29 protein-coding genes are annotated in these 25055 nt (G+C 44.1%); 14 read left to right on the top strand and 15 right to left on the bottom strand.

The genetic code is table 11. The features are described 5' to 3' along the window. Positions 1-223: 223 nt before the first annotated feature. Positions 224-1276, bottom strand: coding sequence for a Gfo/Idh/MocA family oxidoreductase (locus QUA58_RS25785; protein ID WP_333254994.1), 1053 nt, complete (start codon positions 1274-1276; stop codon positions 224-226). Positions 1277-1506: 230 nt separating this feature from the next. Between QUA58_RS25785 and QUA58_RS25780 the strand changes: the two genes are divergently transcribed. Further along, positions 1507-1662, top strand: a complete 156-nt coding sequence (locus tag QUA58_RS25780) for a GIY-YIG nuclease family protein (RefSeq protein WP_333254992.1) — start codon at positions 1507-1509, stop codon at positions 1660-1662. A 265-nt stretch (positions 1663-1927) separates the two neighbouring features. Then, positions 1928-2401, top strand: a complete 474-nt coding sequence (locus tag QUA58_RS25775) for a hypothetical protein (RefSeq protein ID WP_333396778.1) — start codon at positions 1928-1930, stop codon at positions 2399-2401. A 201-nt stretch (positions 2402-2602) separates the two neighbouring features. Here the strand turns inward: QUA58_RS25775 and QUA58_RS25770 are convergent, their stop codons facing one another. The 3 genes from QUA58_RS25770 to def all read right to left on the bottom strand — a co-directional run bounded on the left by QUA58_RS25770 (position 2603) and on the right by def (position 4899). Then, entirely contained in the window at positions 2603-3940 is a 1338-nt protein-coding gene (locus tag QUA58_RS25770; protein ID WP_333254988.1) for a PrsW family glutamic-type intramembrane protease, read from the bottom strand. Positions 3941-4138: 198 nt separating this feature from the next. After that, complete coding sequence (locus tag QUA58_RS25765) at positions 4139-4339, bottom strand: hypothetical protein (protein WP_199297488.1); 201 nt, start codon at positions 4337-4339, stop codon at positions 4139-4141. Continuing rightward, a complete protein-coding gene (def, locus tag QUA58_RS25760) occupies positions 4339-4899 on the bottom strand; it encodes a peptide deformylase (RefSeq protein ID WP_333254987.1) in 561 nt (186 codons plus the stop codon). Before def ends, QUA58_RS25765 begins: the two co-directional genes overlap by 1 nt. A gap of 101 nt (positions 4900-5000) precedes the next feature. Here def and QUA58_RS25755 point away from each other — a divergent pair, with 101 nt between their 5' ends. After that, positions 5001-5513: a DUF1648 domain-containing protein gene (locus QUA58_RS25755; RefSeq protein WP_333254985.1), complete on the top strand. Its 513-nt coding sequence runs from the start codon at positions 5001-5003 to the stop codon at positions 5511-5513. A gap of 240 nt (positions 5514-5753) precedes the next feature. On the opposite strand, the gene QUA58_RS25750 is transcribed toward QUA58_RS25755, so the two are convergent. Next, the gene (locus QUA58_RS25750) at positions 5754-6209 is read right to left on the bottom strand and encodes an aspartyl protease (RefSeq protein WP_333396777.1); all 456 of its coding nucleotides are present in this window, start codon (positions 6207-6209) and stop codon (positions 5754-5756) included. 119 nt (positions 6210-6328) lie between these two features. Between QUA58_RS25750 and QUA58_RS25745 the strand changes: the two genes are divergently transcribed. Together QUA58_RS25745 and QUA58_RS25740 are read left to right on the top strand one after the other, a co-directional pair. Next, positions 6329-7621, top strand: coding sequence for a pentapeptide repeat-containing protein (locus tag QUA58_RS25745; RefSeq protein WP_333254981.1), 1293 nt, complete (start codon positions 6329-6331; stop codon positions 7619-7621). 134 nt (positions 7622-7755) lie between these two features. Continuing rightward, positions 7756-8043 carry a hypothetical protein gene (locus QUA58_RS25740; protein WP_333254979.1) on the top strand — a complete coding sequence of 96 codons (288 nt, stop codon included), beginning with the start codon at positions 7756-7758 and terminating at the stop codon, positions 8041-8043. A gap of 42 nt (positions 8044-8085) precedes the next feature. Here QUA58_RS25740 and QUA58_RS25735 read toward each other — a convergent pair whose 3' ends face one another. After that, the gene (locus QUA58_RS25735; protein ID WP_333396775.1) at positions 8086-8709 is read right to left on the bottom strand and encodes a TenA family protein; all 624 of its coding nucleotides are present in this window, start codon (positions 8707-8709) and stop codon (positions 8086-8088) included. Positions 8710-8992: 283 nt separating this feature from the next. Here QUA58_RS25735 and QUA58_RS25730 point away from each other — a divergent pair, with 283 nt between their 5' ends. Then, a complete protein-coding gene (locus tag QUA58_RS25730; protein WP_333254975.1) occupies positions 8993-9952 on the top strand; it encodes a glycosyltransferase family 2 protein in 960 nt (319 codons plus the stop codon). A gap of 203 nt (positions 9953-10155) precedes the next feature. On the opposite strand, the gene QUA58_RS25725 is transcribed toward QUA58_RS25730, so the two are convergent. The 3 genes from QUA58_RS25725 to QUA58_RS25715 form a co-directional block, all read right to left on the bottom strand. Next, complete coding sequence (locus QUA58_RS25725) at positions 10156-10437, bottom strand: hypothetical protein (protein WP_333254973.1); 282 nt, start codon at positions 10435-10437, stop codon at positions 10156-10158. Between the two features lie 270 nt (positions 10438-10707). Next, complete coding sequence (locus QUA58_RS25720) at positions 10708-11616, bottom strand: DMT family transporter (RefSeq protein ID WP_333254971.1); 909 nt, start codon at positions 11614-11616, stop codon at positions 10708-10710. A 115-nt stretch (positions 11617-11731) separates the two neighbouring features. Next, a complete protein-coding gene (locus tag QUA58_RS25715) occupies positions 11732-12745 on the bottom strand; it encodes a Gfo/Idh/MocA family oxidoreductase (RefSeq protein WP_333254969.1) in 1014 nt (337 codons plus the stop codon). 525 nt (positions 12746-13270) lie between these two features. On the opposite strand from QUA58_RS25715, the gene QUA58_RS25710 reads away from it, so the two are divergent. Beyond that, positions 13271-13570, top strand: a complete 300-nt coding sequence (locus QUA58_RS25710; protein ID WP_333254968.1) for a ferredoxin — start codon at positions 13271-13273, stop codon at positions 13568-13570. Positions 13571-13776: 206 nt separating this feature from the next. Here QUA58_RS25710 and QUA58_RS25705 read toward each other — a convergent pair whose 3' ends face one another. Together QUA58_RS25705 and QUA58_RS25700 are read right to left on the bottom strand one after the other, a co-directional pair. Then, complete coding sequence (locus QUA58_RS25705) at positions 13777-15432, bottom strand: SpoIID/LytB domain-containing protein (RefSeq protein WP_333396773.1); 1656 nt, start codon at positions 15430-15432, stop codon at positions 13777-13779. Between the two features lie 209 nt (positions 15433-15641). Beyond that, positions 15642-16832, bottom strand: coding sequence for a M20 family metallopeptidase (locus QUA58_RS25700; RefSeq protein ID WP_333396770.1), 1191 nt, complete (start codon positions 16830-16832; stop codon positions 15642-15644). A gap of 323 nt (positions 16833-17155) precedes the next feature. On the opposite strand from QUA58_RS25700, the gene QUA58_RS25695 reads away from it, so the two are divergent. Then, positions 17156-18622 (top strand): glycosyltransferase family 87 protein, encoded by a 1467-nt coding sequence (locus QUA58_RS25695; protein ID WP_333396767.1) that lies wholly within the window; start codon positions 17156-17158, stop codon positions 18620-18622. 64 nt (positions 18623-18686) lie between these two features. Here QUA58_RS25695 and QUA58_RS25690 read toward each other — a convergent pair whose 3' ends face one another. Then, a complete protein-coding gene (locus tag QUA58_RS25690) occupies positions 18687-18905 on the bottom strand; it encodes a helix-turn-helix transcriptional regulator (RefSeq protein ID WP_333396765.1) in 219 nt (72 codons plus the stop codon). 139 nt (positions 18906-19044) lie between these two features. Here QUA58_RS25690 and QUA58_RS25685 point away from each other — a divergent pair, with 139 nt between their 5' ends. Together QUA58_RS25685 and QUA58_RS25680 are read left to right on the top strand one after the other, a co-directional pair. Next, positions 19045-19362, top strand: a complete 318-nt coding sequence (locus tag QUA58_RS25685) for a hypothetical protein (protein WP_333396763.1) — start codon at positions 19045-19047, stop codon at positions 19360-19362. 121 nt (positions 19363-19483) lie between these two features. Continuing rightward, positions 19484-19759, top strand: a complete 276-nt coding sequence (locus QUA58_RS25680; protein ID WP_333396760.1) for a hypothetical protein — start codon at positions 19484-19486, stop codon at positions 19757-19759. On the opposite strand, the gene QUA58_RS25675 is transcribed toward QUA58_RS25680, so the two are convergent. From QUA58_RS25675 to QUA58_RS25665, 3 genes are all read right to left on the bottom strand, one after another. Beyond that, entirely contained in the window at positions 19745-20272 is a 528-nt protein-coding gene (locus QUA58_RS25675; RefSeq protein WP_333396758.1) for a hypothetical protein, read from the bottom strand. The two genes, QUA58_RS25680 and QUA58_RS25675, sit on opposite strands and share 15 nt — an antisense overlap. 27 nt (positions 20273-20299) lie before the next feature. Further along, positions 20300-20746 carry a Tse2 family ADP-ribosyltransferase toxin gene (locus tag QUA58_RS25670; protein ID WP_333396756.1) on the bottom strand — a complete coding sequence of 149 codons (447 nt, stop codon included), beginning with the start codon at positions 20744-20746 and terminating at the stop codon, positions 20300-20302. A gap of 303 nt (positions 20747-21049) precedes the next feature. Next, positions 21050-23650 carry a GmrSD restriction endonuclease domain-containing protein gene (locus QUA58_RS25665; RefSeq protein WP_333396753.1) on the bottom strand — a complete coding sequence of 867 codons (2601 nt, stop codon included), beginning with the start codon at positions 23648-23650 and terminating at the stop codon, positions 21050-21052. Positions 23651-23678: 28 nt separating this feature from the next. On the opposite strand from QUA58_RS25665, the gene QUA58_RS25660 reads away from it, so the two are divergent. From QUA58_RS25660 to QUA58_RS25645, 4 genes are all read left to right on the top strand, one after another. After that, positions 23679-24167 (top strand): NACHT C-terminal alpha/beta 1 domain-containing protein, encoded by a 489-nt coding sequence (locus QUA58_RS25660; RefSeq protein WP_333396750.1) that lies wholly within the window; start codon positions 23679-23681, stop codon positions 24165-24167. Between the two features lie 68 nt (positions 24168-24235). Next, positions 24236-24469 (top strand): hypothetical protein, encoded by a 234-nt coding sequence (locus QUA58_RS25655; RefSeq protein WP_333396748.1) that lies wholly within the window; start codon positions 24236-24238, stop codon positions 24467-24469. A 5-nt stretch (positions 24470-24474) separates the two neighbouring features. Next, a complete protein-coding gene (locus QUA58_RS25650) occupies positions 24475-24687 on the top strand; it encodes a hypothetical protein (protein WP_333396745.1) in 213 nt (70 codons plus the stop codon). A gap of 88 nt (positions 24688-24775) precedes the next feature. After that, positions 24776-25018 (top strand): hypothetical protein, encoded by a 243-nt coding sequence (locus QUA58_RS25645; protein ID WP_333396744.1) that lies wholly within the window; start codon positions 24776-24778, stop codon positions 25016-25018. The last annotated feature ends 37 nt before the right edge of the window (positions 25019-25055 follow it).

Here is a 25055-nt window from a genome sequence, read left to right as displayed (position 1 = left end):
ACCTTAGTTCAAGCCCCCAGATTCATCTGCGGAGTCAATCTAAGATCTAAAATCGTTCGACTGAGCGCAACTCGACGCTCGCACTCGCCGAACTTCTCACGCCGAATTGTCCAATCTCAAATCGACTGACATCGAATCCGGTTGCATGGGAACAGTTACCCTCTTTAACGAACAACAAACCCAAACTGTAAAAGCACCCGGAAACGACACGATTTGTCTCGATTTAGCTAACTTGCAAAGTAGACTCTAGCTCTTTCGGATACCAAGCTTGACCGTCGAGAGCCATTTGCTCGATCACACTCGCAAGCCGCAGAGCCTTGAGAGCTTGTTCTCCTCCCACAGAAGGCTGATTTCCACCCCGCACGCAATTAATAAAATGCTCCAATTCTGCGTGGAGCGGTTCAATATTGCTGGTGTAAACTTTCTCGATCAACCCATCTTGACGGTAAAGCACCTGACCGTAATCCGTCACGTAATTGGCGGTTGTTTGTCGGTGAATCAAGATTTCGTTGTTGAGAAAATCTGCCTCTGTCAGAGAATTCTTGCAGTGAGCCACGATTGAACGGAGTTTGCGGTGCGTCACCTTACTGGCAGTCAGGGTGGCGACAATGCCGTTAGCAAAGTTCAACGTCGCTGTCACGTAGTCTAAATAACCTGAATCTGAGGCCCTGCTGCCGCTGGCGGTCAGCTTGACCACTTGGGAATCTGCCAATTCCAAAAGCAAGTCGATGTCGTGGATCATTAAATCCAAAACTACCGATACGTCGTTAGCCCGCTGGGAATAGGGACTCATCCGGTGAGCTTCCAATGCCAGTAACTCTTCAGTTTTCAGCACTTTGCCGAGTTCCTGAAAAGCTGGATTGAAGCGCTCGATGTGACCCACTTGTAAAATCCGGTGGGCTTCAGCAGCCGCGTTGACCAAAGATTCGGCTTCGGCAATACTAGCCGCGATCGGCTTTTCAATTAAAACGTGAACCCCTGCTTGGAGACAAGACATCCCCACAGGGTGGTGCAGGCGAGTTGGAACGGCGACGCAAACTGCATCTACGTGGGCGAGCAAATCCCGGTAGTCTTCAAAGAAGCGAACCCGGTATTTGCTTGCTACATCAATTCCCCGCTCTACATTTATGTCTGCAACACCCACGAGTTCGATATCTTTTAGCAAGCTCAGAACTCGCGTGTGATGCTGGCCCATATTGCCAACCCCAACGACCCCAATGCGAAGGGGCTCGGGTTGACTTCGCTGACCGAAAACGTTTGCGTATCCCAATGACATCCTATCTAGCACTCCTGGATTCTCCTCCACCACCACAGGAATCAAGCCCCTTGGCTTCCCTCAGCTACTCACAGCCATCCAGATAGTACCACAGTCAAACTATTTGTGAAGAATTTCTAAGTTCAGTTGCGATTATCGCATCAGGCAATTAAGCAGACGCTACTTATGCACGAGAGCTCAATATTGCGGCATTTTTATATAAAATTACGTATTGACAAATATCATTATACATGATACACGCAGGCGATCGCGCTTGCCTCTACTTCGTTATTGACAGCGCGCTGCCATCGTTGCTGTACGTCGGAGAAACGGGGCGAACTCCCAAGCAGCGGTGGGCGAACCACGATTGTTACCAAAAAAATGGGTCTAAAGCCCCGTTCTTCTAGGAAGGCTTTCTTAAACTGTGGTATAATTGCGACTTTTAATAGGTCGTGCTGGCAGTGGATGGGACAGCCTTTTGGTAGGTGAAACTGCTGGAGTTTGGTATTTTAAAGTTAGAAACCATATATAGCAATCCTAAATCATTATCCTTACTGCGAACATAAATCTGATTTCCCCAAAATCCATCTGTAGGGACTAAGGCCAAGCCGTGTCCCTACAGAAAATCATTTAGGATTGCTATAGGAAGAATCAGCCATCTCCGAATCAAACATGGATCGATTTGAATTTCAGCTAGCAATGCTGCAAAAAGGAGCAGAGGAACTAGAGAAAAAAATAGCTAACTTCAGTACAATTTTGCAGCAGATAAAAACTACGGCAATTACCATTTGGGTAGCGCTTATCGGTTGGGCATTTGCCAGCAAAATAAATGCGTTAGTTCCGCTGGGATACGTGATAATTTTTGGTTTTTGGTTTTTAGAAGCTACCTACTGGAAGGTGCACTTTTATTACATACAAAGAATCCATGCAGTTACCCAATTCTTGAATAATGAAAGCGCCTTAGATGAAAGTTTTAATACCCGTTCGATACCGGAAGGTCTCGTTTACCCGCTCGGTTTGTTAAAAACACTTAAAATGCCTTCTTTATGGAGAGTTCTCTGCGCTCCATCAATCTATATTTTTTATACTTTTTTGTTTGTTGTTAATTCGATCGTTTGGTTTATAACTCTTAAAACACCTCTATAACTGGGCAAGATTAGAGCTTGCGATTGGTTTTAGGCTTTTTCAGCAAGCGCTCATTATCCACGATACCGAAGTTTATTACAAGCTAGGGATACCGAAGCCGAACCAGTTCCCGAACCTCTCACCGCAAGGGGGACTGCTTTAGCATTGGCTGGTTCACGCTGGTTGAAACACAAGAAAAAAATCGCTGTTTGACCTGCTAGTTCACTTTTCATAAAATATGCGAGTTGCAAAATTTTGCTCTCGATTCGGAGACAGAGCGCGGGCTTTCAGAATTGCGGCTACTAAAAACGCATAGGACAAAACTCCCACTAAGGCTAGCAAGAGTACGCTGACTGCTCCCGACGCATTCCACAATGCGTGAAGTGCGGAAGCACTGAAATAACCTACGCCCAAAATTTGCCAGCGCTTCCTGGGTTTGAGGGCGCTCAAACCGATAAAATATCCCAAATAACCGCTGTAGGCCATGTGTCCGGCGGCGGAGCCTAAAATTCGCGGAATTAGCAACTGCAATCCTACTAATTGTCCGGCTTCTGGGCCTGCTTGCAGGGTGATATTTTGGATGATATTGGGAACGTACTGGCCGAGAGTTTCTAGTAGTGTAAAGCCGACTGCTGAGGCACTTCCTAACAAAATTCCGTCTAAAGGTTCCCAAACACCGATTCGATCGCGCCACGGATTTTTCAGCCAATTTCCCAGCAGCATCGCTCCTAAAACGGGCAGGGCTTTCAGCAATTCTTCCATCAGACCCGCCCCGAAAAACATTCTGGTCAAAAAAGGCAAAAAACTGATTGCTTCGCCTTCGGCTGGCAGGCGACCGGGCAAAATTTCTCTAAATACTAATATAAATCCAATTAATAAGGGGCTGATCACAATCAGGACTGTAGCTAAAGCCGAACCAAGCAATACCCACCAAGGCTTGTGTTTGCCACACAGTTGATAGATAAAGTAGTAAGCCGCACCGGCGAGGTAAGCTGACAGCAGGAAGTTGAATGCTGCGGAATTTCCAACGGCGACAAACATCGACACGACAACAATAACTGTGGCAATACCTGGATATAAGTAAGCTTTTTGGCTTAATTGTTTGCCCGTCGAGGCGATCGGGAATAATTGAGTTAAAGTGAGAGCGTCTTTTTCGTTACCAGCAAAATTGCCCGTTTGTGGTGCTCTTAATCCGGGTTGATTTTGGTAAGGGGTTACGGGAGATTCAAATATAAATTCAGGGCCGTCAAGGCCGAGACTGATGCGATCGCCTGTTTCTAAAGTTTGGCAGCCAGAGAGCTTTTTTCCGTTGATATAAGTTCCGTTAGCGCTGTTGAGGTCGCAAATTTCCCATCTCGTAAAAGTACCCTGAGTTAGGGGACGGATCATGGCGTGGCGACGGGAAACCATGCCGTGGGCGATCGACTCTAGGGCTATTTGACAATTGCGATCGCGTCCGATGACCAATTCCCCATCTTCAGAAAGTTGGTACTTGGATGCTGGCGTTCCCACAGCGTCTTTGGCTGGCACTTGTCGCAGAAATCCGATTTCATTAGTCATGAGTTATGAGTCATTAGTCATTAGTCATTAGTCATGAGCTCGCGAGCTGTTAGCTGATGTTATTTTTGAGCAGTCTTTATTCCACAGTTATTGGTTGTTAGCTGCTGACTAATTACTAATTACTAATTACTAATTACTAATTACTAATTACTAATTACTAATTACTAATTACTAATCACTAATGACTAATAACTCTGCTTATAGATTTGCCCTGGCATCCTGAACGGCTGCATAGAAAAATATGCCAGTTAGCGGTACGCTCAGGGCGAGGATGATGCCCGTGACTAAATTGCCAAGTTGAGCTTCTCCCGATGACAGCTCAAAGATGGAGCCGACTGCGGCGATCGCGGCGATACACGAAAGAGCTAACAATAAACCACTTTTAGGAGTTCCTGCCATCATACTGACTTTACTGCCTTTGGCGAAAATTTGTGCTTGACTAATTCTTCATTCAGTGCCAGCTTGTTTTCTACTCTGTCTACAAACAGCACTCCGTTGAGGTGATCCATTTCGTGCTGGATTGCCCTCGAAAGTAACTCTGTTGCTATCAGGGTTTGCGGGCGCCCGTATTCGTCGCGGTAGGATACTTCAATGACTTCTGGGCGTTTGACTTCTAAATAAACTCCCGGAATGCTCAAACACCCTTCTTGCAAGATACAGATATCGCTGCTGCTACTTTTGATGGTGGGATTGATCAAAACGATTGGGGGTGTGGCGGGGTTTTCCGGGTCACAGTCGAGGACGATTACTTGTTTGTGGACTCCGACTTGGGGGGCGGCCAAACCGATACCATCTGCACTGTACATGGTTTGCAGCATTTCTCGGACTAGCTGCCTAATTTCTGCATCGACGCTTTTGACGCGCTTTGCTGGCTGCCGCAGGACGCGATCGCCTAATGTGTGTATTGTTAGGGGCGGTTTTTCTAACTTTTTCTTTTCAATCAAGACCTGAGCCGTCATAGAACCTCGCGGGATGTTTGGAAACCCCCAACGAAAGCTGTTGGGGAATGAAATTGGAACCAATACTATTATTTTCAATATTAATCTAATTTTAAGTAGCCATGACTGGAAACACACCAAACCAACGGCCGGTTATTTCTCTGAGGCTTTCGCCTGTTGTAGTGGCGGTAGAGCTTTTGGGTGCGATCGCGATTTTGCTGGCGATTTTGCTCATCGTCAAGTTTTGGGCAGTTTTGCCCGATCGAATTCCGATTCATTTCGGCTTAGGGGGGCTGGCTGATGCTTGGGGCGACAAGGTGACGATTTGGATCATGCCGGCGGTTGCTGCCATTATTTTTGCGGTTTTAACTGCGGTATCGCGCTATCCCCATACTTTTAATTATCCGGTACGGATTACTTCTGAGAACGCTCGCCGGCAATATCTATTGGGGCGAGGCCTTTTGGTTTGGCTGAAGGCGGAGATTTGCTGGCTGTTGGCGTTCGTGGTGCGGCAGCAAATTCTTGTCGCTTTGGGTAATGCTCAAAGGTTTAGTATCGAGTTACTTTTAGGGTTAGTTGTTTTGATATTTTCGACGGTTGGCGTGTATTTGCTCAAGGCTTATTCTGCTCGCTAGATGTAGAACCAAAAACTTACATATACCCAAAAATCAAGCTTTTTGGTTAGATATTATCACCGTCGTTAATAATATCTAACCTCTCAAAAATCAAGAAAATTACTTGGTAATGAGGAATAAATTCCTAAAACTTTTATGAGGAGTTTAGTCCTGACTACAAACATTTTTGATAGCGGGTAATTGACTGGAGATGAGAGGAATCACAGGCGAGAGGTTTGTGCTACGGTAAACGCCGCTCGACTAACCCATCAGATATGTTTGCTGATTGTTCATCGGCAATACTCGCAAGCGTCGATTTTTCAAATCAGGTTCTAAACCTAGTTCTTCCATTGGAATCACGCCCAGCAAAACAGCAGAAACACCTTCGGGTAACTCTAAACAATCAAATCTCCCTTCTCTCCCCTCTACAATAATTTGAGCGCCTGCAAAAACTCGACATTTTTTGATACCAGCCGATGTTTCTACATCTCTTTCTCCTACTTGTTTTAAACCGAGTTGGCTAATAATGGGAGCTGGCAAGGAAAGCAGAGTTGCTCCGGTATCGACAACAACGTTATCGAGGGTAACAGAGCGAACTTCCTCAGCAGCAATGAATCCCCGTTCCGCCATAACTAGATCGATGCGATTCGTGACGGCGATTGTTGTAACAACTTGACCCCTTTGTTTTTCTTGCAGATTCGGGAGTACCAGGGCCATAGTATGTTACCTGTTTGAGTGTAATTAGTGGAGATTTATATTGTAATATTATCTAGAATCCTGCTTGGTTAGTTAAAATCGTTTTATTGACCAGCCACAGTTAGAATTTGCCTCAACGCATGACACCAGAACCAAACTCTTCTCAACCCAATCGCCCTGAATCTAACGTGACTGTAGAAAGTCAGAACGGTGCGAGCCCTACTGTGCCACCAGAATCAGGGACAATCGTCGCTACTGCTGAACCGGAAAAACCGGTGCAGCCGCCTCCAACTCGCAAGGTTTTATTGCCGCCGCACCAGGAACAAACGACTCCTGAGAAATCGGGGTCAGTGCTGACACTGGGGTTGATCGCAGCGATGATTTTTGGGCTCGCCAATGACAACATTTGGCTGGGCTTAATTGGCGCCGTGGGTGCGATCGGCATATCGCTGCGGCTGATGTGGCCGAGTTGGGGCAAAATCTGGGCGCAGGTAATTCCGCCGACTTGGCGCACGCTGATCGTCGCCTGCTTCGGGCTTTTAGCTGGGATTGTTGGCTTGCTGATGCTCAGCGGTACTAATACTGAACCGGGAAGCCGCAACATCCAAATCAACTGGGAGGCAATCGGGGCTCTCGGCGAGTTGATCGGCGCTTTGGGCCAAATTTTGATCGCAATTTTGGGCGTTTACGTGGCTTGGCGGCAGTATGTGATCTCGAAAGATTTGACGATTCAGCAAAACAGAATTACGCAGCAGCAAACAATTGATGCTTATTTTCAAGGGGTTTCGGACTTAGCCCTTGACGAACAAGGGTTTTTGGAAGACTGGCCGCAGGAAAGGGCGATCGCAGAAGGCCGCACGGCTGCGATTATGAGCAGTGTAGATGCTGAAGGTAAAGCTAAAATTCTGCGGTTTTTGTCGCAGTCTAGATTGGTTACTCCTCTGAAGCGCGATCGGCTTTTAGGCCGCCCCATCCTTGACGGCGACGGCGGCTACGCTGAAGACAGAGATCACGGTATCCGCGTTATCGATCTCAATGTCATGTTAGCGGGTGCTGACCTGGCTGGCACCGATTTGCGGTGGACGGATTTGAGCGAAGCCAACCTCGTCCGCGCTAATCTCAGCAAGTGCGATTTAGTGAAAGCCAACCTCTCGCGCGCTGTCTTGTACGACGCCAATCTCGCTCGCGCCGACATGAGAGGCGCCGCGTTATTCTACGGATCGGCAGAAACTGCATCCCCCCGCAGCCGTACCGAATTTCCCAACTATCAAACGGGTGAACATACCGGCGCTGTGGTTGAACGTGCTGATTTCACCGCTGTCAAGCGGCTGTCGGAGGAGCAGCGCTATTACTGCTGCACTTGGTGCGGCTCGAAGTCGAGAGAGACTATTCCCGGCGGCTGCGAAGGCATTCCCAATAAACTCGGACGTTAAAATTACCAGTACCGCTTTACTTGCGTATATATTTGGCGAACACTCGGCAGCGGACTATACTTTAATTTTAAATCTACAGTCTGGCGCTGTTTTAGCCATGACAAATACTGATTTAGAGCTAGAAGTAATTCCGCTTGCAAGCTGTTAGTAAAGTTGCGATGACTTTGGGCGGTGGCTATTTGTTGTGGTATTTGCAAAAAAGGCTGAGTATCACAGTCGTCTGTTTCGGTTTTTGCTCTTTAGCGCAACTGATAAACTCCGGTGCTCTGCAATCGCTTCACCGATACGCTTACGGCATTGCGTCGCTCTCGATCGGACTTGGTTTAGTGTTGAGTAGTCAGCCTGGTTGGGAATATGCTGTTATGACATTATTTGCTAAATTCCTGCTGTACATGGCTGTTAAATTTGCTGCGTGGGTGTAGGTAGCTTAAGATACTTCTCCATATCTTTTGCCCAAACTTAATTTACTCTATTTCCCAAGCCGACTGAAAAAAGTCTCTTTCACACAGCATAGCGTAGCGATAGGTTGCTTCTACTTCCGGCCCTGCTTCTGCGTAGCGATCGACCAAACTTTCTAGCCGTTTGGCTAAAATCTCAAAATCCGGGCTGCTATAGGTGGAAATCCATTCGCTAAAGGCGTGTTCCGGTATATTAGGTTTAGCTAACTGCTGCCCCAAAAAAGCATACAACCGCAAGCAAGGAGTCATCGCGGCTACTGTCAAACCGACACCGCTTCCCCAGGCTGTCGCTAATAAAAAATCTGTGTAGCGGCGGGTAGCGATTCCCGGTTTTGCTTCTTGCAAGTTTACCCCCCATTTGCCTGCATATCCTTGATGCAAGCGAAGTTCTTCTAAAACACCGCTACCGAGATTGTGGAGAATTTCAAACCCCTCCCAGTCGGGTGCTTTTGCCGCAGCGATACTGTAAGCGCGAGCGAATGCTCCCAGAAAAAATGCGTCTTGTGCAACGTAATATGCAAAACTATTTTGGGGGAGGCTGCCGTCAGCAAGGCCTCTGACAAAAAGATGTTGCAGACAAGCTTCACTTAAGTCTTGATTTGCTTGCCACAGATAATTGGAATTTGTCATGCAATTTTGAATCGATGGGTTATGATTGTAATTTTTATAATCTGACTAAACATCTATGATAACAGATATTTTCGTTTGGCGTGCGTCAGTCTTATGGTGTCTTTTGTTTTTCGTATTTAAGAAAATAGATAAGTTTTGGTAAGCTGCTATTTTGTCTGCTGCTGTTGTCTGGCTGCTTCACGAGATTACGTGCCGACCTCTCTCGTGAAGCAGCCAGGGTGTTTGGGGAAAAAACAACTTTTGATTGAACGGTTGAAAAGCCGATTTTTAAACAGAAACTGCAATGAACGATACACCTAAGTATTCCTTGGTAATTCCCATCTATAACGAAGAAGAAAATCTCGCTGAATTGTATCGGCGAATTAGTGCCGTGATGGATCGAATGGACGGCCCAGTAGAATTAATTTTAATCAATGATGGTAGTCGCGATCGCTCTCTCGAACTTTTGCGAAAATTGCACGAACAAGACTCGCGAATTAGTTATCTCAGTTTTGCCCGCAATTTCGGTCATCAAATAGCTGTAACTGCTGGTTTAAACTTTTCTACTGGTCAAGTTGTATTCATCATGGACGGCGATTTACAAGACCCGCCAGAGCTAATTATAGATATGGTAGAACAGTGGCGGCAGGGCTATCAAGTTGTTTACGCTCAGCGCACTCAACGCCGTCAAGAAGGTTGGTTGAAGCGGTTGCCTGCTTATATGTATTATCGCATTTTGCGGAATCTTGCTGATGTTGATATTCCTATAGATACGGGGGATTTTTGTTTGATGGATAGGTGCGTGGTGGACGTACTCAATGCAATGCCTGAACGGAACCGCTACATTCGGGGACTGCGCGCTTGGATTGGTTTTAAACAAACGGCAGTTAAGTTTGAACGAGATCCGCGTTTTGCTGGCGATGTTAAGTATACGTTCAGTAAATCTTTTGCTTTGGCGATGAACGGTTTAGTGTCTTTTTCAAAAGTTCCTCTGCAACTGTCGATTTATTTGGGTTTATTTTCGGCTTTCGTGTCTGTTTTGATGGCTTTTTTGGTTTTGTATTGGCGTCTTTTCTCTGCGGGCTCGGCATTAACTGGTTTGACAATTGTGATTATGGCGGTTTTCTTTTTGGGTGCGGTGCAGTTGGTCAGTATTGGGATTTTGGGCCAGTATGTGGGGCGGATTTACGAGGAGGTGAAGGGCAGACCGCTTTATACGCTGGCTGAAGTGGCTGGTTTTGGCGATCGACATCGACGATCGTAAAAAAATTATCAAGTAATAATCAAAAACGCCAACTTCGGCCATAAATTTATGTCAATGGGCTTTAACTCAGACAAAAGTAGCAGCTTGACTAAATAGAAACTACCGAATTAAACGTAAAACAAGCTCGCGCTTTAGATTCCCGACTTCTTTAAGAAGTCGGGAATCTGGGTATTATATTTTTTTAGGTGGACTTACTTACCTACTTATTGAAGTTTCCAGGCAATCAGACCAACCAGCCCAATCAGACCTAATGCTCTACGAAAGTAATTAACGCCTTGAAATAATTCTTCCCAAGCCCAAGTAAACAAGGCGCCAAAAGCTACTAGATCCAACACTAGATAAATTTGACCTGTGGTAAAAAGGAGCTTCAATAAACTAGATACAATCCCGACAATTAGCGGTAGATTTGGTGGCTGAGCTATAACAATTTTGCCTTCGCTGTCCCGGAATACTCGATCGAACAACGTATCTTGTCTGATTTCCATGAGTTTATGCTGTCAATGTGATAAAAGGTAGGAATTGTCTGATAGGCAACCACAAACTAGGCAACCACAAACACGATCAGCTTGATGTTTTTTGGTTTATATTGTGATCATAAAATTCAAATATTTAAATTTCATCTATCGCTAGAAACAGTTGTGATGAGAATGCGATCTATAATTGGACAGACTAGCGATCTCATGTCCGGTTTGTAGTTAGGTTTGTAGTAAGGACGAAGAGTCCTTTCTTAGAGATTTGGAGGTTGGTCACTCCCCTCACAAATCGGGTGCCTGCTGAATTGATGCTTTTTTCCCTATTGCTACACAGAGAACAACTAAACAAGCGCTGCCTAGGGCGATCGGCTCTACAGTTTCACCAAGCAAGATTGCCGATGCTAGGATGGTCAAAAATGGTTGCAATAGCTGAAGTTGCCCTACTCTGGCAACTCCGCCAATAGCCATCCCTTGATACCAGGCAAAAAATGCTACAAATTGACTAATAATACTCACATAGGCAAAACCCAACCATGCCGTCGGTGCAGCTATTAATCCATGTTGTATGACTACAAATATTGTAGGTAAAATCTCGAAGGGAGCGATAAGTATTAATGCCCAACTGATAACTTGCCATCCGCCTAAAGTTTTAGCTAATTGCCCACCTTCGGCGTAACCAAAAGCAGCAGCAATGACTGATGCAAATAAAGCTAAGTCTGCGGGTTGGAGTTGCCCTGCACCAGTAATAATTCCAAAACAAACAACGGTTAGACTCCCAGCGATACTAGCAATCCAAAAATTAGAAGATGGGCGATCGCCCGATCGCAAAACTCCCCCTACTGCTGTTGCTAAGGGCAACAATCCTAATACCACAGCACCGTGGGCTGCGGGTACTTGCTGCATTGCCCAAGCGGATAGTAGCGGAAATCCCAAAACAACTCCCAATCCGACAACTAATAAACTCCGAAGTTGCTGTTTTGTGGGAATGGGTTGATGCGTTATCTGCAGAGTAAAGGCTGCTAGTATAGCTGCTACTAATCCGCGTCCTAAACCTACAATAATAGGGTCTAAATCCTGTACTGCGGCTCTGGTTCCTGGAAGTGTCAAGCTGAAGCCAACTACGCCTATGAAACCGTAAATTAGCCCGATTGTTTCTGGCTCAAATTGATGATATTTCCAGTGTAATTTCATTTTTTACCTGTGAAGTAGACTTATTAGACTTCTTGCACTCATTCCCAAACTATCTTGAAATTATCTGCGTCGATCTGCCTTGTATCTGCGATTGACTCTCTAAGAGACTGAAGAGTTATGAGTTGTCGATAGCCACATTTTGGCAAGTTTCGCTCGATCGCCTCGCAGCATCCGCCACCTTCAAAGCGTACAAGCTACTTGTATTCTTGACGTACAAGGGCGTACCGTTTAGCAAACAGTCTAACACCACCTCGGTATCTTTGGCAAACAAACCGCGTCGCGTTCCTACTTTGAGGTTGCGCCGATTTTCTCCCTGAATTAATTGACCGGATTCTGGAGTAAAAACCAGCGTTCCGGCTTCTCCGTAGATGGTAAAAATGTTTTCAGACTGCCAAAAAGTCTCTCCTTTTCCATAAACAGCTTCAGCGACAACGCCATTGGCAAAGCGCAACTGTGCATTGCACAAACAAGCTTTGTAGACATCCGGCTGACTGTCCCCAAATTGAGCTTGACAGTTAACGTTTGCCACTTCTCCGAACAAATCAGTAAATCGGTGCAGTCGCGAAATTGCACCAACTAACGGAAACCCAAAGAGGGAATGTTGATAAGTCCACCGCTGTGGCGCTGGATGTTGAGGAGTAATAGTAATGTAGCGGGCGTAAAAAACTTTACCGATTAATGGCAAAGATTCTTTGATTGAGGAGTGCAAACCGCCTAACAGTTCGATGTGTTCGATGTGGAGGAGTTTTTGCTTTTGGGTGGCAAGTTCGATCGCCCTTTCTGCTTCAGATACGTCTAAAGATAGAGGATATTCCACCACAACGTGCTTGTCATTTTCTAGGGCTGCCAGGACGATCGCCCCGTGATCCCGGTTCACCGTACAGACAATCACCAAATCTAAATCGTCTCTTTCTACCAGCTTGCGCCAAGAAACCTGAGCTTCGGCGCCGAAAGTTTGACAAAATGCTGCGGTTGTCTCCTGGTTGTGGCCCGCAACTGCTACCAAGTTCGATCGCCCATCAGCTACCAGCGTCTCAGCCCTCAACTTAGCGGCAAAACCAGTACCCACAATCCCGACGCGAATTGGAGAATTAACCGAAAAACCAAAGCGAGTATCAATATTAGTCATGGGATTTGAGATTTAAGATTTTAGATAGTTACAGACTTGCGCTGCAGGGCTTTAGGGTTCTGTCGCCCCGATTTTCAGCTGTGGTTGTGGTGCGATTTATTCGATCGAGCCTTCAACACCCCAGTCTTGATGCGATCTAACTATACATTTCACCGCCGGCAGGGACTTGCCTTGCAGCAAGTCTGGCTGAAACTAGATCGACACACCGCATACCAACAACCCGGTTTTTGTGCTGTAGGGCTCAAAACAGGATTTTTCCTAGAAACCGGATTATTTAGCACAAGTCTTGCGGCAACAGTATCACAAGGCTGAACCCAAGATAGGTATAAGTAATCAAGATGAAATTAGAAAAAGTTATAACTAATCCCATTCAAATGTTTTGTAAATAAGTGTGTCAACCTCCCTTCTATCCCCTACTATCATAGAGGGAACGAACCTAAGACCTAACCTCAAAGCTAATAGAGCCTTGAAGGTTGCATTAGGAAAAATTATCAATCTTGTTGAATTTTTGAGAGGATTTAGTGCATGGCAACTTACAAAGTTACCCTCATCAGCGAAGCCGAAGGAATTAACCAGACCATTGACGTTGATGACGATACTTACATTCTTGATGCTGCGGAAGAAGCAGGACTCGACCTCCCCTACTCTTGCCGCGCTGGAGCTTGCTCCACCTGCGCCGGCAAAATCACAGCAGGCGAAGTTGACCAATCCGACCAATCTTTCTTGGACGACGACCAAATCGAGGCCGGATTTGTCCTCACCTGTGTCGCCTATCCCAAGTCTAACTGTACGATCGAAACTCACCAAGAAGAATCGCTCTACTAAGAAAGGATTCACAGGCGCGATGCGCTAAGTAACCCGGTTTCTTGTTTTCGGAATTAAGCTGAAATAGCTCAATTACGTTAAGAAACCGGGTTTTTGTGTTAAAGACGGCGGTTGAAACCGCGTCTACACAGACAAAACCCGGATGGTGCGCGGGTTGAAGAAAAGACGGCGGTTGAAATCGCCGATTCTACGCCGACTTCGATCGACTATTCGCGCCAAAATGTAATTGCATCGCTGAGAGGCAGAACTTGAGCGCCGGGAAAATAAAAGCCCAGAATTCGAGATCCATTCCATCCCAAATTAGCTAAATTGTAAGAACCAGTCTGACTCATTCCCACTCCGTGCCCGAAACCGCCTCCGACAAAAGCATAACCGTTGAGAGTTTTGTCTGGATTGTAAATGGGTTCTAGGTAAAAAAGCGTGCTAATGGGCGGGTAAAAAGCATTGCGAATCTCGTCTTTGTCGATATCGATAGGGCCCAAGTCAGTTTGAACCTTCATTTTCAAAACTCGACCAGCAGGCGACCTTTCCACCACTTCCACCTGAGTGACCGTTTTAAAATTAGCCAGCGGGTGCTGTTTCTTCTGAAGATACTGTTTGAGAAATCCACCAATCGCCGTCAAAGAAGCGGGTTCGCGCCACCGAAACGTGTCTTCTTTTTCTTCATTAAACCCTTTTTCCAAACTGATAAAGCGGCGGAAATTGTTTTCGTCAGACAAACTCTGCTTCGACAAATCCCAAATATTATTAGGCGAATCGACGATCGATCGCAAATATGGACGTTCCGGGCCCTGCCACACATCGCCAAAAGTCGCTGTCACACCGCCGCTAGACGCTGAATACAGCGCGTCAACCAACTGATTTTCGTAAGTTAGCACCAAACCGCTCGTTTGGGCGATCGCCTTATCACTTTGCGGGTAAACCTCAGTCAAACCCTTATAAACTTGACAGTTAACATCAGCGCACAACTCATAATTATCCACCGCAAACCGGCGCAAATTTCTCAAGGCGTAGGTTCTCGCCAAAATAGTTTGAGCGACAATCGCAGCGTAAGGCGCAAAAGCCCCAATTTCGTGAGGAACAACACCCCGCAAATAAGTTTCGGTCAGCACTTTATTCACCAAAGTATAAGTGCCGTAAGAATTTTTTTGCAGGTGCAAACTGCCGCCATAACGGTGAGTTTCTTGAATTGCTTTTTCTGGTTCAGTAGCTGTCGCCTCTTGGGTGGTTTGTTCCAATACCTCAATCACATTTTTCCCCGCCGTCACATCCAACTCATTGCGGTTGAAACGAAAGCCGTTTAAAACCCAAAATGCCTGGGGTATTTGTTTTAAAACTTTGGAATCCAAAAAAGCTGTTGTGTTCCCTTGAGCTTGCAAACTTTGCAACAGCCAGCGCCGCACCAAAGGAGAGTTGTAAGTATCTCTTTTCGCCCAAACTTGCCAGCGAAAAGGTTGAGCAATTTCTACATCAATTCCTTTAGCCCGCCACTGATTGGCGCTATCTTCCGCACTCTCGAAACTGCGGTGAGAACTTAGTACCACTCGTTCTTCTACTAAGGGCGATTCCAGCGGTTTTGGGGCTATTTCTAACTTCACGCTAGCAGCCGTTTTGGTTTCTATGCCTTGAGGAGTTTTGTAACGCAAAGTTAAGCTGTCGCCCGGTAATGCTTTCAGCGTCAGTTTGTCGGTTGCTTTGGTGCCAAACCGCTGCACCACGCCGATTTTGATGGGTCTATTTTGGGGAGTTTGGGCGTATCCCGCAGCGCTGAAAATGGGCAACAGGCACAATGCGGTGAAAACAGTGCTTGAAATGCAGCTAAACCATTTGTAATTGGGAGTTGGAGGTGCTTGAGCGAACACGGTTATCTGTCTCGCGATAGTTGAAATTGGGGGATTTTTGATTGTACGTTAGCACATTTGGCCGCTGCTATAGGGGAATTGCGGAAGATAAGGTGGTTTATTTGCCAGAATTCTGTTAAGCAGCTAGGCGCAAATAAACTTTAGATCGAGTAATTTTGATCCATTACCCACCGCACAATCTGATTGCGGGTAATTCAACGAAAGCGAGTTTACTTACTTACTTGGTGTTTCCAATATTGGTAGGCGGCATAGGCCAAGGTGACAGCGCCGGTGACGATCGCAGATTCATCGACCTCAAATTGCGGGTGATGGAGGGGATAGTTCGGTTTGTCAGTCAGTCCCACTCCTAAGCGAAACATGGTTCCCGGTGCGTGTTCTAAGTACATCGAAAAATCTTCCGCGCCGAGGGATGGTTCTGGTAAAATTTGGACGCGCGATCGACCTAAAGCTTCTAAAGCCGCAGTTTCGACTAATTGTGTAAGTTTTGGGTCGTTTTGAACTCCGGGGACGCCACGCTTGTAAGTGAGTTCGTACTTAGCGCCGTAAGTCGCGCAAACGCTGGAGACAATTTGTTCGATCCAAGCCGGCAGTTTTTCGTGGGTTTCGGGATGCAGCGATCGCACGGTTCCCAATAATTTTACGCGATCGGCAATCACGTTCGGCGCTCGTCCGCCGTTAATTTGCCCGATCGTCAAAACCAGCGGCCTCAAAGGATTTTGCGTGCGGCTAATTGCCTGCTGCAAAGTGGTAATTATCTGAGAAGCAATCCAAATTGCGTCGATCGCCTCGTGAGGACGCGCACCGTGGCCGGATTCGCCCATTACAATCACTTCTAGGTCATCCGCCGCCGCCGTCAGGGCCCCGTGGCGGATACCGATGCAACCGCCGGGAATCGTCGGAAAAACGTGCACTCCGAGGATGCCGTCAACATCTTGCATCGCCCCATCTTTAATCATCCATTGAGCACCTTGGGCAATCTCTTCCGCCGGCTGAAACAAGAAGCGGACGTGACCGGGCAATTTTTCCTCTAGCTGAGACAATATCATGGCTGCGCCCAAACCGACGGTGGTGTGGATGTCGTGGCCGCAGGCGTGCATGACTCCCTCGTTGCGGGAGGCAAATTCTAAGTTTGTGCGTTCCTGAATCGGCAAAGCGTCCATATCTGTGCGAATTGCCAGCCACCGGGACTCGCTGCTGTTGCCTTTGAGTTCGCCGAGCACTCCTGTTTTGCCGATTCCTTCGATCGCGCGGACTCCGCTGGATGCGAGAACTCCGGCTACATAGGCTGCGGTTTGATATTCTTGGCCGCTGAGTTCGGGGTGTGAGTGGATGTGGCGGCGAATTTCGATCAAGCGGGGTGCGAGGGTGGCGGCTAGTTCTTGGATGCGGGCAAGAAGCATAGATTATCTTGGGGAGTGCGGTACAAGCTGTAGTCAACTAGGTTAACGCATATGTTTGGGGGTGAACAGGGTTATTAGGGACTAAAGTGCGATTCCCTACGGGATAGCTGCGCTTCACGGGCTTTTGGATAGCAATCCTATTTTGTTTGTGAATAAGATTTTTTTGTAACCGCAGAGGGCGCAGAGGACGCAGAGAAAATAGAGAAAATAGAGTTAGGCAGAAACGGTTAATAAAAGTCTATATTCTAGGTTTAACTGCTGATTTCAGTCGGCAATCTTTGGTTGTGATATCATCAAATAGTATATTTTTGCAATTATTTTTTATGATAACTTTTGGATGGTGGAATGTGATTATTATAATTACAGTCGCTTGGTTCCTAAAATGTAATTGGAGATTAGAAACCGAAAAAACAACATGGCAAGATTCTTTGTTTTTAAAACATCCTTCGCTCCCAAGGTTAACTCGGTTTTTTAGTCAACCTATCGTTAACTTTATTTTGCAAGCAGTTATTGTATTAGTTGTCACCCGATTTCTCAGTTATACCGGTTGGTTGGTTTACAATCTAACTAATCGGCCCGATCCGCCTTACTGGGATTTTAAGTGGTTTTATGTAGCGAGTAGATTAGCCCATCAGCATTTGAGTCCCTTTAATGTGGAGGTGTTTAACCTCGGTTTCTGTAGCATCACAAAAGTGTGTGGGTTTATTCCATCTTTTGTTTATCCACCTAATATCATTCCTCCGCTGTGGTTTTTGGGCTATTTCCCGATGAAGACTGCATTCACAATCTGGATTTGGCTGCACCTTATTGCCACAGGTTTTGTTTTATGGGGAGCAAATATCTTGTTGGTGTCGCACTCACCAGCTTTTAGGATTATTTGTAGTCTATCAGTTGCATTCCTCTACGGTTTTGTCTTCGATCTTCAAGTTGGCAATGTGGCAACTTTTATTGCCGTTCTGCTGTTGTGGATGTTTATTTATGGTAGAAAAAATCAGGATGTAATTGCAGGTTTTTTATTAGGGCTTGCCCTTTTTAAACCAACTTTAGTTATATTGTTTCTTCCTTATTTTTTAATCAAAAGACGGTTTCAGCTAGTTTTTATATCTACAGTCACGGTAACTTTTTTGGCAGTTATAGGTCTAGCTGTAACGGGCAATTCTTTAACAGGATTTATACAGGATGCGACTCGTGGATTTCCACTCTGGCTCAACGATCCATCGAATAATCCTTATATTTCTATGAGTCGCCTTGATTTAAGGGTTATGGGGCCGAGATTTTTCCCCGATAGTCCTTTCGTGGCGAAGCTATTTTCTGACTTGATTATTCTGGTGCTAGTTGGTTTAGTGAGTTGGTATTTTTACCGAAAACAATCTCGCAATGCTTGGTCAAAAAAACTTGAGTTATCTGAAATGGTGCTAATTTCTAGTTTGAGTATTGCTATCAACTATTCACAGCCAACCAGTTCGGTGATGTTAGCACCGGCGGTGGTTTTTTTGCTGAATGATTTATGTTTTCAGATTAAAAATTGTGTCTTTTCTCGGCAAAGAATGTCGGTTTGGTTGTTGGGGGTTGGTTGTCTGTTGGTGCAAACAGCAGTGATTCATGCTGGGTTGTTGGTGTTTCTGGGAAAGCGCTGGAATTGGAAGGGTGGGGAATTGCCTTATTTGTTGAAAGTAACTATTTTTTCACTGCCGAGTTATGCAGTTTTAGGTCTTACGTTGAGTATTTTAGTTTTAGGAATGACATCTCTTGGTCAAAAACAGGTTGCTGAATTTGACCAACCGAGCTGAAGCACGAAGCAAACATCCATCTGGCGAAGAGTAAGTAGTAGGTAGTGTATTCACTATGTCATTTTTAGCGATCGGGATTGTCCTCCTCATACGCCATTAAATCCCCAGGCTGACAGTTCAGTGCTCTGCACAAAGCGCTGAGAGTGGCTTCGTCAATTCTGGTGAGTCGGCGGCGGGTTTTGATTTTAGACACAGAAGTGGGGTGCATCCCAATTAAAGCAGCCAATTCTTTATTGCTGATATTGCGATCGGCCATCACAACTGCCAATTTCCAACGGATCACTGCTGATGCTCAACTGCTAGCGATAACTTTGCAAGCAGATGTTACCATTCTGCAACCTTAACTATCCCTTAAATTGTCGGTGCAAGCATTTATTTTGTCGTAACGATTGACAAGCGGCAGCGATTGAACTAGACTCAGGATGTACAAACGAAAAAGCGATCGCCCCCTGGCCTGGAAAACTGGAGGGCGATCGCAATTTCACTATTCGTGTAATTCAAACTCTATGATATCACAGCCAAAATCAGTTCCCGAACTGCTCCGGGAAGAAATTCCCGACGTACCCGCTGGCAAACAACCGATTCGTTTGCTGATTTGCGGGGTTCCCAAAGCGGTAGAAAGCATTGTAAATCTGCTGCACGTTTTAGGTTTTGCACAAGTTGGAGAGTGGAGCCCGCCTCTACCTTCGCCTCTAGCGGGTGAGGTGATTCGGATTTTAACTCGTTACTGGAAAGAGTAATCATTTAAATACCAAAGAAACCGGGTTTTTAGCAGTTTCTGCCAGGTGTGACGAGTATTCTCGAAAAAACCCGGTTTCTGGCATCCCATAATTTGAGATAAAATATGGACAAGGCCTAAACATGACAAGCAATTTATCAAAATCAAATATTATGCGAGTTGTCATTCAACCTCCCTCCCTGATTGAAACCGGAGTTAAAGTCGAAACAGTCAATAATCGTCCTCTGTTCAAGTTTACCGATCGACTTCAACTCCATCTACAAACCCTTCTGGAAAAAAATAAAGTCAACGATCTAACGGCTGAAGAACAAGACGAACTCAACGCCATCAACGAACTCGATCGGCTTTTTACTTACCTAAACTCCCTCCTCCTCAAACTATATTCAACTCACAGCTAGAAGCTCATTAAGCTTATTTTTTAACTCTGGGGATGCCATTAATGGATTATAGACTTCCCCCTCGTATGGTTGCCAAACATAACTAGGACTAAATGGTCGAAAAACAGGTGACATTTCTAGCCCATGAGTAAGTTCGTTTGCTAAAACCAATCCCGGAATAGATAAAATGGATAAATCCTCCATAAGTTCACTATAGGTTCTGAATTCATCAACTTCAACCCCAACCAAAGCATAGCGAAACCCAGCAGCAAACCGTAGAGTCTGATAAAATAAAATACCTAACTCTGTCATCAGATAAGCACTTTCAGGGCTATCTATTCCCACTTCACTAATATTATTGGGATAAACCCGACACCACCAGTTTCGATCCATATCTTGAAAAGTATCTGTTCGACATAGACATTGGCGATTATTTGACAGCATCCATTCTCTGCCCTCAAAGTGTTGAGCAAATTTATTGACATTGCTTTCATCAGAGCCACATTCTGCCGACAAACTGAATATCCATGCCATTGTTATAGACTCCTATAATATATAAAGTTAATCAACTCTTTCCCAATCATTTTGGGTGTTTGCCAATGCTGCCTCATACCTTTCCAAAGACATTGTAGCTCTTGGCAAAATGCTAACGTGGGTCGGGCTATCTTGGACAGCTTGCAAATCTCCCATAATGTTTCTGTCATCAATTTGCCATAGGGGGTCTTTTCCAGTTCCACCAAATTTTGAAGGTCTGCGAAAAGCTGGTAAACTTTCAATTGAAAGGGAAACAGACATTCCCTTTGTATTCCTGACGGCAACAACAACAAGCTCTCCTCGAAACACACGTTCTGAATCTGCTAACAAATAGCCTTGCTCATTTAGATAACCTGTCGGCATTTGCTCAATATCTATGTCAATACCAGGTCTAATCCCTAATAATCTAGCACTACGACCTATTTTGGGCTTACCATTTTGCTCCGCCATGCCACGATAGTAAAATTTTGCCATCAGCTCATATAGCAGCAGTTTGATATAACGATATTATACCAAATCCACCTTAAATACCCCGTTTACCTCTTAGTCTGCGGAGGCAGACTTCGTTTTTGTAGACGCGGTTTCAACCGCCGAATCATAAAGCGGTAAATAACTTTTAACAATAATACTGACGCACGGTGGTTAGAAACCGGGTTTTTACGAGAATACTTGGTTGTGACGCACAGATTCGGAAAAAAACCCGGTTTCTTTAGTCGGAGTGCATAAATCCTGAACAACCTCCGCATCCGCCGAATAACAAAAAAGTTTGATTCCCTTCTATTGAGATGGAGGTTTAGAGCCTTTCTTCCTATTACTGTCCCTGTGAGTAATTTGAAGGTTCTCTATAGAATCTACTCCCCCAATGCTTAATGGTATATTATGATCTACCTCAATATCATCTCCTATAAATAGAGGAGATCCTGAGATAGCACAGCGATTATCTTGTTCTTTAAGTTTTTCAAGCTTTTCGGCTTCAGAAAGTTTAGTTTGTCTTGGCTTTATTGCATACTTTCCGTAAAAATTTTGAGCTTTTGACCGAAATAAGTCTTTTGTGAAATTTTCTGAATTCTTCCTCAAATCATAAAAGATATTTTGCAAGTCTTGTTTTATTTTTAACCTATTAAACTTAACCATTTCAAGATTAAGTGGATTGACAAGATACCACAGAATGTAAAAGTCTTGTTTTGTACGCCTACATGAACGAACTTGTCTTTGCGCTTTGAATAGCAAATTCAATTCATCACCAAAAAACTTATCTAATGCTTCTTTGCCTCCTTCAACATCTCTATCCAGCAAAATAAGCTTCACTTTTTTTACAAAGCTTTCTACATTCTTGATACCTTTGAGAAAGTTAGTCTTTACCTCTTCATCTTCAAAAGCATTTTGAAGTAGCCTAGTAATTTCGTGTGATGGAACTCTTAAATTAATGCCATCATTTCTATTATAAATAGACCAACTCTTATCAGCATCCTTTCTCTTCAGGTGCTGATATTCAAGGTACGCTAAGGATGTATAAAGCTCTTCATTTTCCATCCTGTCTCTATCATTACTGCTCTTCACAAGTTTGATATAAAACCACTCTCTATGCTTATCAAGATTTTTTCTGATACTTTCAATAATATCTCTATCTACCCAAGAATTCCACATCTCGAAAGAATTCTCTCTAATCGGATATGGCTTGTTATTGAGCCTAACAAAAAGATCAACTGGGTTAAACTCTGGATTAAGATTTTCTTGAATTTCGACTACCAAGAGTCCAAAATCTAAAATTTTATCTTGTAAAGAAGCATCAAAATCCTTAAGATCGTTGTAGGTTTTATTGTTTAAATGCTTCAGTATTTTTAATCCTTTTAAAGGAAAGCCAGAGTTTTTGCTTGTACATTGATTACCGTTCTCATCCATGTAGCTTTTACCTATAAAACCTAAAATTGTTAGTAGACGTTGTTGTCCATCTATCACTTCAGAAACATCATCTTTACGCTTATAAATAAAGATTGGAGGAAGGCTGATGCCTAAAAGAATACTTTCAATAATTGAAGATGCTTTAGATATGTTAATTACTTCCGATCTCTGGTAAGAAGGACGAACGAGAAACATATCACGATCCATCACTGTCGCAATATCATCTATTGAATTTAGCGATGGTTCTGGTTTTGTTACTCTTAGAGAGGCTAACTCACCGAGTATTGTAACCGTATCATCATTTTTACTCTTCCTAATCAAGTTTAATTCATCTCTTGTCTTCTTGTTACCCTCTAAATAGACACGAAAATTTACACTAAATTCCTGCTCAAATAACTTCGCCGTAAACGAGAAACGTTCTTGAACATTACTATAGTAGTGAGAATCAATAAACTTATGATTGTTATTTGAAATTGCCTGACCTAATCGTTCAATCAGATCGTTATTATTCACCTCAGATAAATCAATTTGTTCAGCATCTAATACTTGAATTGCCCATAACAAACATTCAAAAGCTGGTCGTTTTAAAATTAGATTTTTCTCTGTAAATATCTGCTTCATTCGATGAACCAGACGAATTTTTTGTACAAATTTATTACATAAATCATCTATATTATCTACTTCATTTGTCATGTGTTCATACAATTTATCTAACGTTTCAGTTCTGTTGTTTCCCCATGAGTAATACCTAATAGGAAACTTGTATAGAACTAAATACCTACGAATAAACTGTAGTATTCTTCCGCGATCGGAAACTCTTTCACTCTCCTTCGGCAAGAAAAGGTCAGTAATCATGTTACAGAATTCAGAGTCTTGTTTTACCAAATTCTTGAATTTCCGAAACACTGAATCTGCATCATAGAGAGCATTATCTATTTCTGGTTTCTTTAAAGGGGTTATACCAGAATTATATCTGCCAAATATTTCCTTCTTAACCTTGTCTTCAAGGGCTAAATCAAGTCTAGGTTCACTAACTATTTTAAATTCTATGATTCTAATTTTTGCGGTCAAAAACAAATTGATTATACTTTTTGTTTCAGAACTAGCTTGTAAAGACTCATAAGTTGCTTTGGCAATCTGCTTTAGTGCTTCCAAACCATTCCTTGTTAAGGAAAATTCATTTTCTTTAAACCTTTTGATCGTCTCAAATCTTTGCCTTCCATCAATTACTTCAGTACCAGAGCCGTTGTCAAAAAATATAAGAGGAGGGATCTCAGTACCCAACAATATACTTTCAATAAAGTAAGTCGCTTTATGATCGTCCCATACATAATTTCTCTGGTAATACGGCTTGTAATCGATTTTATTTAAACTGCGTAAACTAAAAAGTGATTCTATAGATCTTGAATAGGTTCCAATCTTCAAGTGCGATGTAAAAATTTTTTCAAAGTCTTCTTGTGTTAAAAAGCCACTCATTCTCAAGTTCTCGCTTACATTTTGTACAATGGGTAGATTCTTTAACTATAGCATAGCAACACCCCAAACTCTCAACCTCGCCCAACTCCCCCAACTCCTGCAAACCCAACTCACCGAAACCAATCTCCACCAAAACCTCCAAATCTTTTGCATCGACACCAGCAAATTCATCGACACAGATAACCCCGCCCTCGAAATCTACGAACAATTCCTCAACCAAAACTGTCCCCAACGCCCCAACGGCGAACCCGAAACCCTCCCCCAACTCAAATCCTACTGGAATAAACTCCGCCGCGACAGCGACAAACACCCCATCCTCATCTTCTACCAAGACCCCACATCCCCCGCCGCCCAAGGTTTGAGCCCTACTTTCCTCGATGCCCTTACCCGCTTTGACGGTACAATCTGTCTCATCACCGACACGCCTCACCCACCCCTGCAAACCTTCTCGCCCCATGACCCCGATTTACTTCAAACTGTCGTAAACTGGCTCAAAAGAGTTCATTTAGAGTCCTGAGTTATAACAGTTTCAGAAAAGCCCCTTTTTACAGCGCAAAAGTTTAAACCATTAGGAGTAGAACTCGATTGAACTTTGAGATTTTAGGAGAAATTCGTGACATTGAAACCATTGCCATTGGTAACTCAATTCGAGAACTGAAACGACTACAAAAAGCTTACGGTTCTGGACGCTGGCGCAAGCTGAAAGGACTCACCACCATTCAACTTGAAGATGGGACAATATGCGAGGCCGAAATTCACTGGTACGAAGCGCATGGAATCGGCAAAAAAGAGATTAAGCTCAAATATATTTTGGAGTAAAAGTTATGGAATTTGTGGTTTGCATCAATAACCAAGACTATTCAGCTTCCTTGGAAGTCCGCAAAATTTATCAGGTTTTGCCAGATACTCAGGCCAACGCCCATCAAATGATTCGCGTCATTGATGAATCGGGAGAAGATTACTTATACCCAAGTCGTTATTTTATGCCAATTGAACTCTCTGAACCCGTCCAACAAGCTCTTGTTGCTTCACACTAACCAAAGAAACCGGGTTTTTCGCAGTTTCTGGGAGGTGTGGCGAAGTATTCTCGAAAAAACCCGGTTTCTTGCCACCCGCGAACTGAAGTTGGCTAAATTTCCCCTGTTTTGTGATATGATTAAGACCTTAAAAAAAATAGCACAAAAAAAAGTTATGTCTGAAATTACTCTAGACGAAACCAAGCTGAAAGAATTGCTCAAGGCAGCTATTTTTGAGTTATTAAAAGAACAAAAAGAAGTATTTTCTGAAATCTTAACAGAATCCTTAGAAGATATAGGGATGGAAACTGCTAGGGAGCATCCCATTAAGGAAGTAAGTATTTATACTTAGTTTAGAAACAGGTAAAATGTTAAAAAATCACACCTCA

The organism is Microcoleus sp. N9_A1 (genome assembly GCF_036701795.1).
In the GTDB taxonomy this organism is placed as follows: Bacteria; Cyanobacteriota; Cyanobacteriia; order Cyanobacteriales; family Microcoleaceae; genus Microcoleus.
The sequence above is the reverse complement of the archived record's forward strand: the minus strand, read 5'-3'. Positions and strand labels throughout refer to the sequence as shown.

Coding starts and splice junctions, on each gene's coding strand:
- QUA58_RS25665 (WP_333396753.1), bottom strand. CDS start 23,650: ATGAGTGGCTTTTTAACACAAGAAGACTTTGAAAAAATTTTTACATCG.
- QUA58_RS25750 (WP_333396777.1), bottom strand. CDS start 6,209: ATGGCCCTGGTACTCCCGAATCTGCAAGAAAAACAAAGGGGTCAAGTT.
- QUA58_RS25680 (WP_333396760.1), top strand. CDS start 19,484: ATGACAAGCAATTTATCAAAATCAAATATTATGCGAGTTGTCATTCAA.
- QUA58_RS25685 (WP_333396763.1), top strand. CDS start 19,045: ATGTACAAACGAAAAAGCGATCGCCCCCTGGCCTGGAAAACTGGAGGG.
- QUA58_RS25660 (WP_333396750.1), top strand. CDS start 23,679: ATGGGTAGATTCTTTAACTATAGCATAGCAACACCCCAAACTCTCAAC.
- QUA58_RS25710 (WP_333254968.1), top strand. CDS start 13,271: ATGGCAACTTACAAAGTTACCCTCATCAGCGAAGCCGAAGGAATTAAC.
- QUA58_RS25765 (WP_199297488.1), bottom strand. CDS start 4,339: ATGGCAGGAACTCCTAAAAGTGGTTTATTGTTAGCTCTTTCGTGTATC.
- QUA58_RS25730 (WP_333254975.1), top strand. CDS start 8,993: ATGAACGATACACCTAAGTATTCCTTGGTAATTCCCATCTATAACGAA.
- QUA58_RS25745 (WP_333254981.1), top strand. CDS start 6,329: ATGACACCAGAACCAAACTCTTCTCAACCCAATCGCCCTGAATCTAAC.
- QUA58_RS25770 (WP_333254988.1), bottom strand. CDS start 3,940: ATGACTAATGAAATCGGATTTCTGCGACAAGTGCCAGCCAAAGACGCT.
- def (WP_333254987.1), bottom strand. CDS start 4,899: ATGACGGCTCAGGTCTTGATTGAAAAGAAAAAGTTAGAAAAACCGCCC.
- QUA58_RS25725 (WP_333254973.1), bottom strand. CDS start 10,437: ATGGAAATCAGACAAGATACGTTGTTCGATCGAGTATTCCGGGACAGC.
- QUA58_RS25675 (WP_333396758.1), bottom strand. CDS start 20,272: ATGGCATGGATATTCAGTTTGTCGGCAGAATGTGGCTCTGATGAAAGC.
- QUA58_RS25700 (WP_333396770.1), bottom strand. CDS start 16,832: ATGCTTCTTGCCCGCATCCAAGAACTAGCCGCCACCCTCGCACCCCGC.
- QUA58_RS25780 (WP_333254992.1), top strand. CDS start 1,507: ATGATACACGCAGGCGATCGCGCTTGCCTCTACTTCGTTATTGACAGC.
- QUA58_RS25775 (WP_333396778.1), top strand. CDS start 1,928: ATGGATCGATTTGAATTTCAGCTAGCAATGCTGCAAAAAGGAGCAGAG.
- QUA58_RS25785 (WP_333254994.1), bottom strand. CDS start 1,276: ATGTCATTGGGATACGCAAACGTTTTCGGTCAGCGAAGTCAACCCGAG.
- QUA58_RS25735 (WP_333396775.1), bottom strand. CDS start 8,709: ATGACAAATTCCAATTATCTGTGGCAAGCAAATCAAGACTTAAGTGAA.
- QUA58_RS25695 (WP_333396767.1), top strand. CDS start 17,156: ATGATAACTTTTGGATGGTGGAATGTGATTATTATAATTACAGTCGCT.
- QUA58_RS25650 (WP_333396745.1), top strand. CDS start 24,475: ATGGAATTTGTGGTTTGCATCAATAACCAAGACTATTCAGCTTCCTTG.
- QUA58_RS25720 (WP_333254971.1), bottom strand. CDS start 11,616: ATGAAATTACACTGGAAATATCATCAATTTGAGCCAGAAACAATCGGG.
- QUA58_RS25670 (WP_333396756.1), bottom strand. CDS start 20,746: ATGGCAAAATTTTACTATCGTGGCATGGCGGAGCAAAATGGTAAGCCC.
- QUA58_RS25715 (WP_333254969.1), bottom strand. CDS start 12,745: ATGACTAATATTGATACTCGCTTTGGTTTTTCGGTTAATTCTCCAATT.
- QUA58_RS25755 (WP_333254985.1), top strand. CDS start 5,001: ATGACTGGAAACACACCAAACCAACGGCCGGTTATTTCTCTGAGGCTT.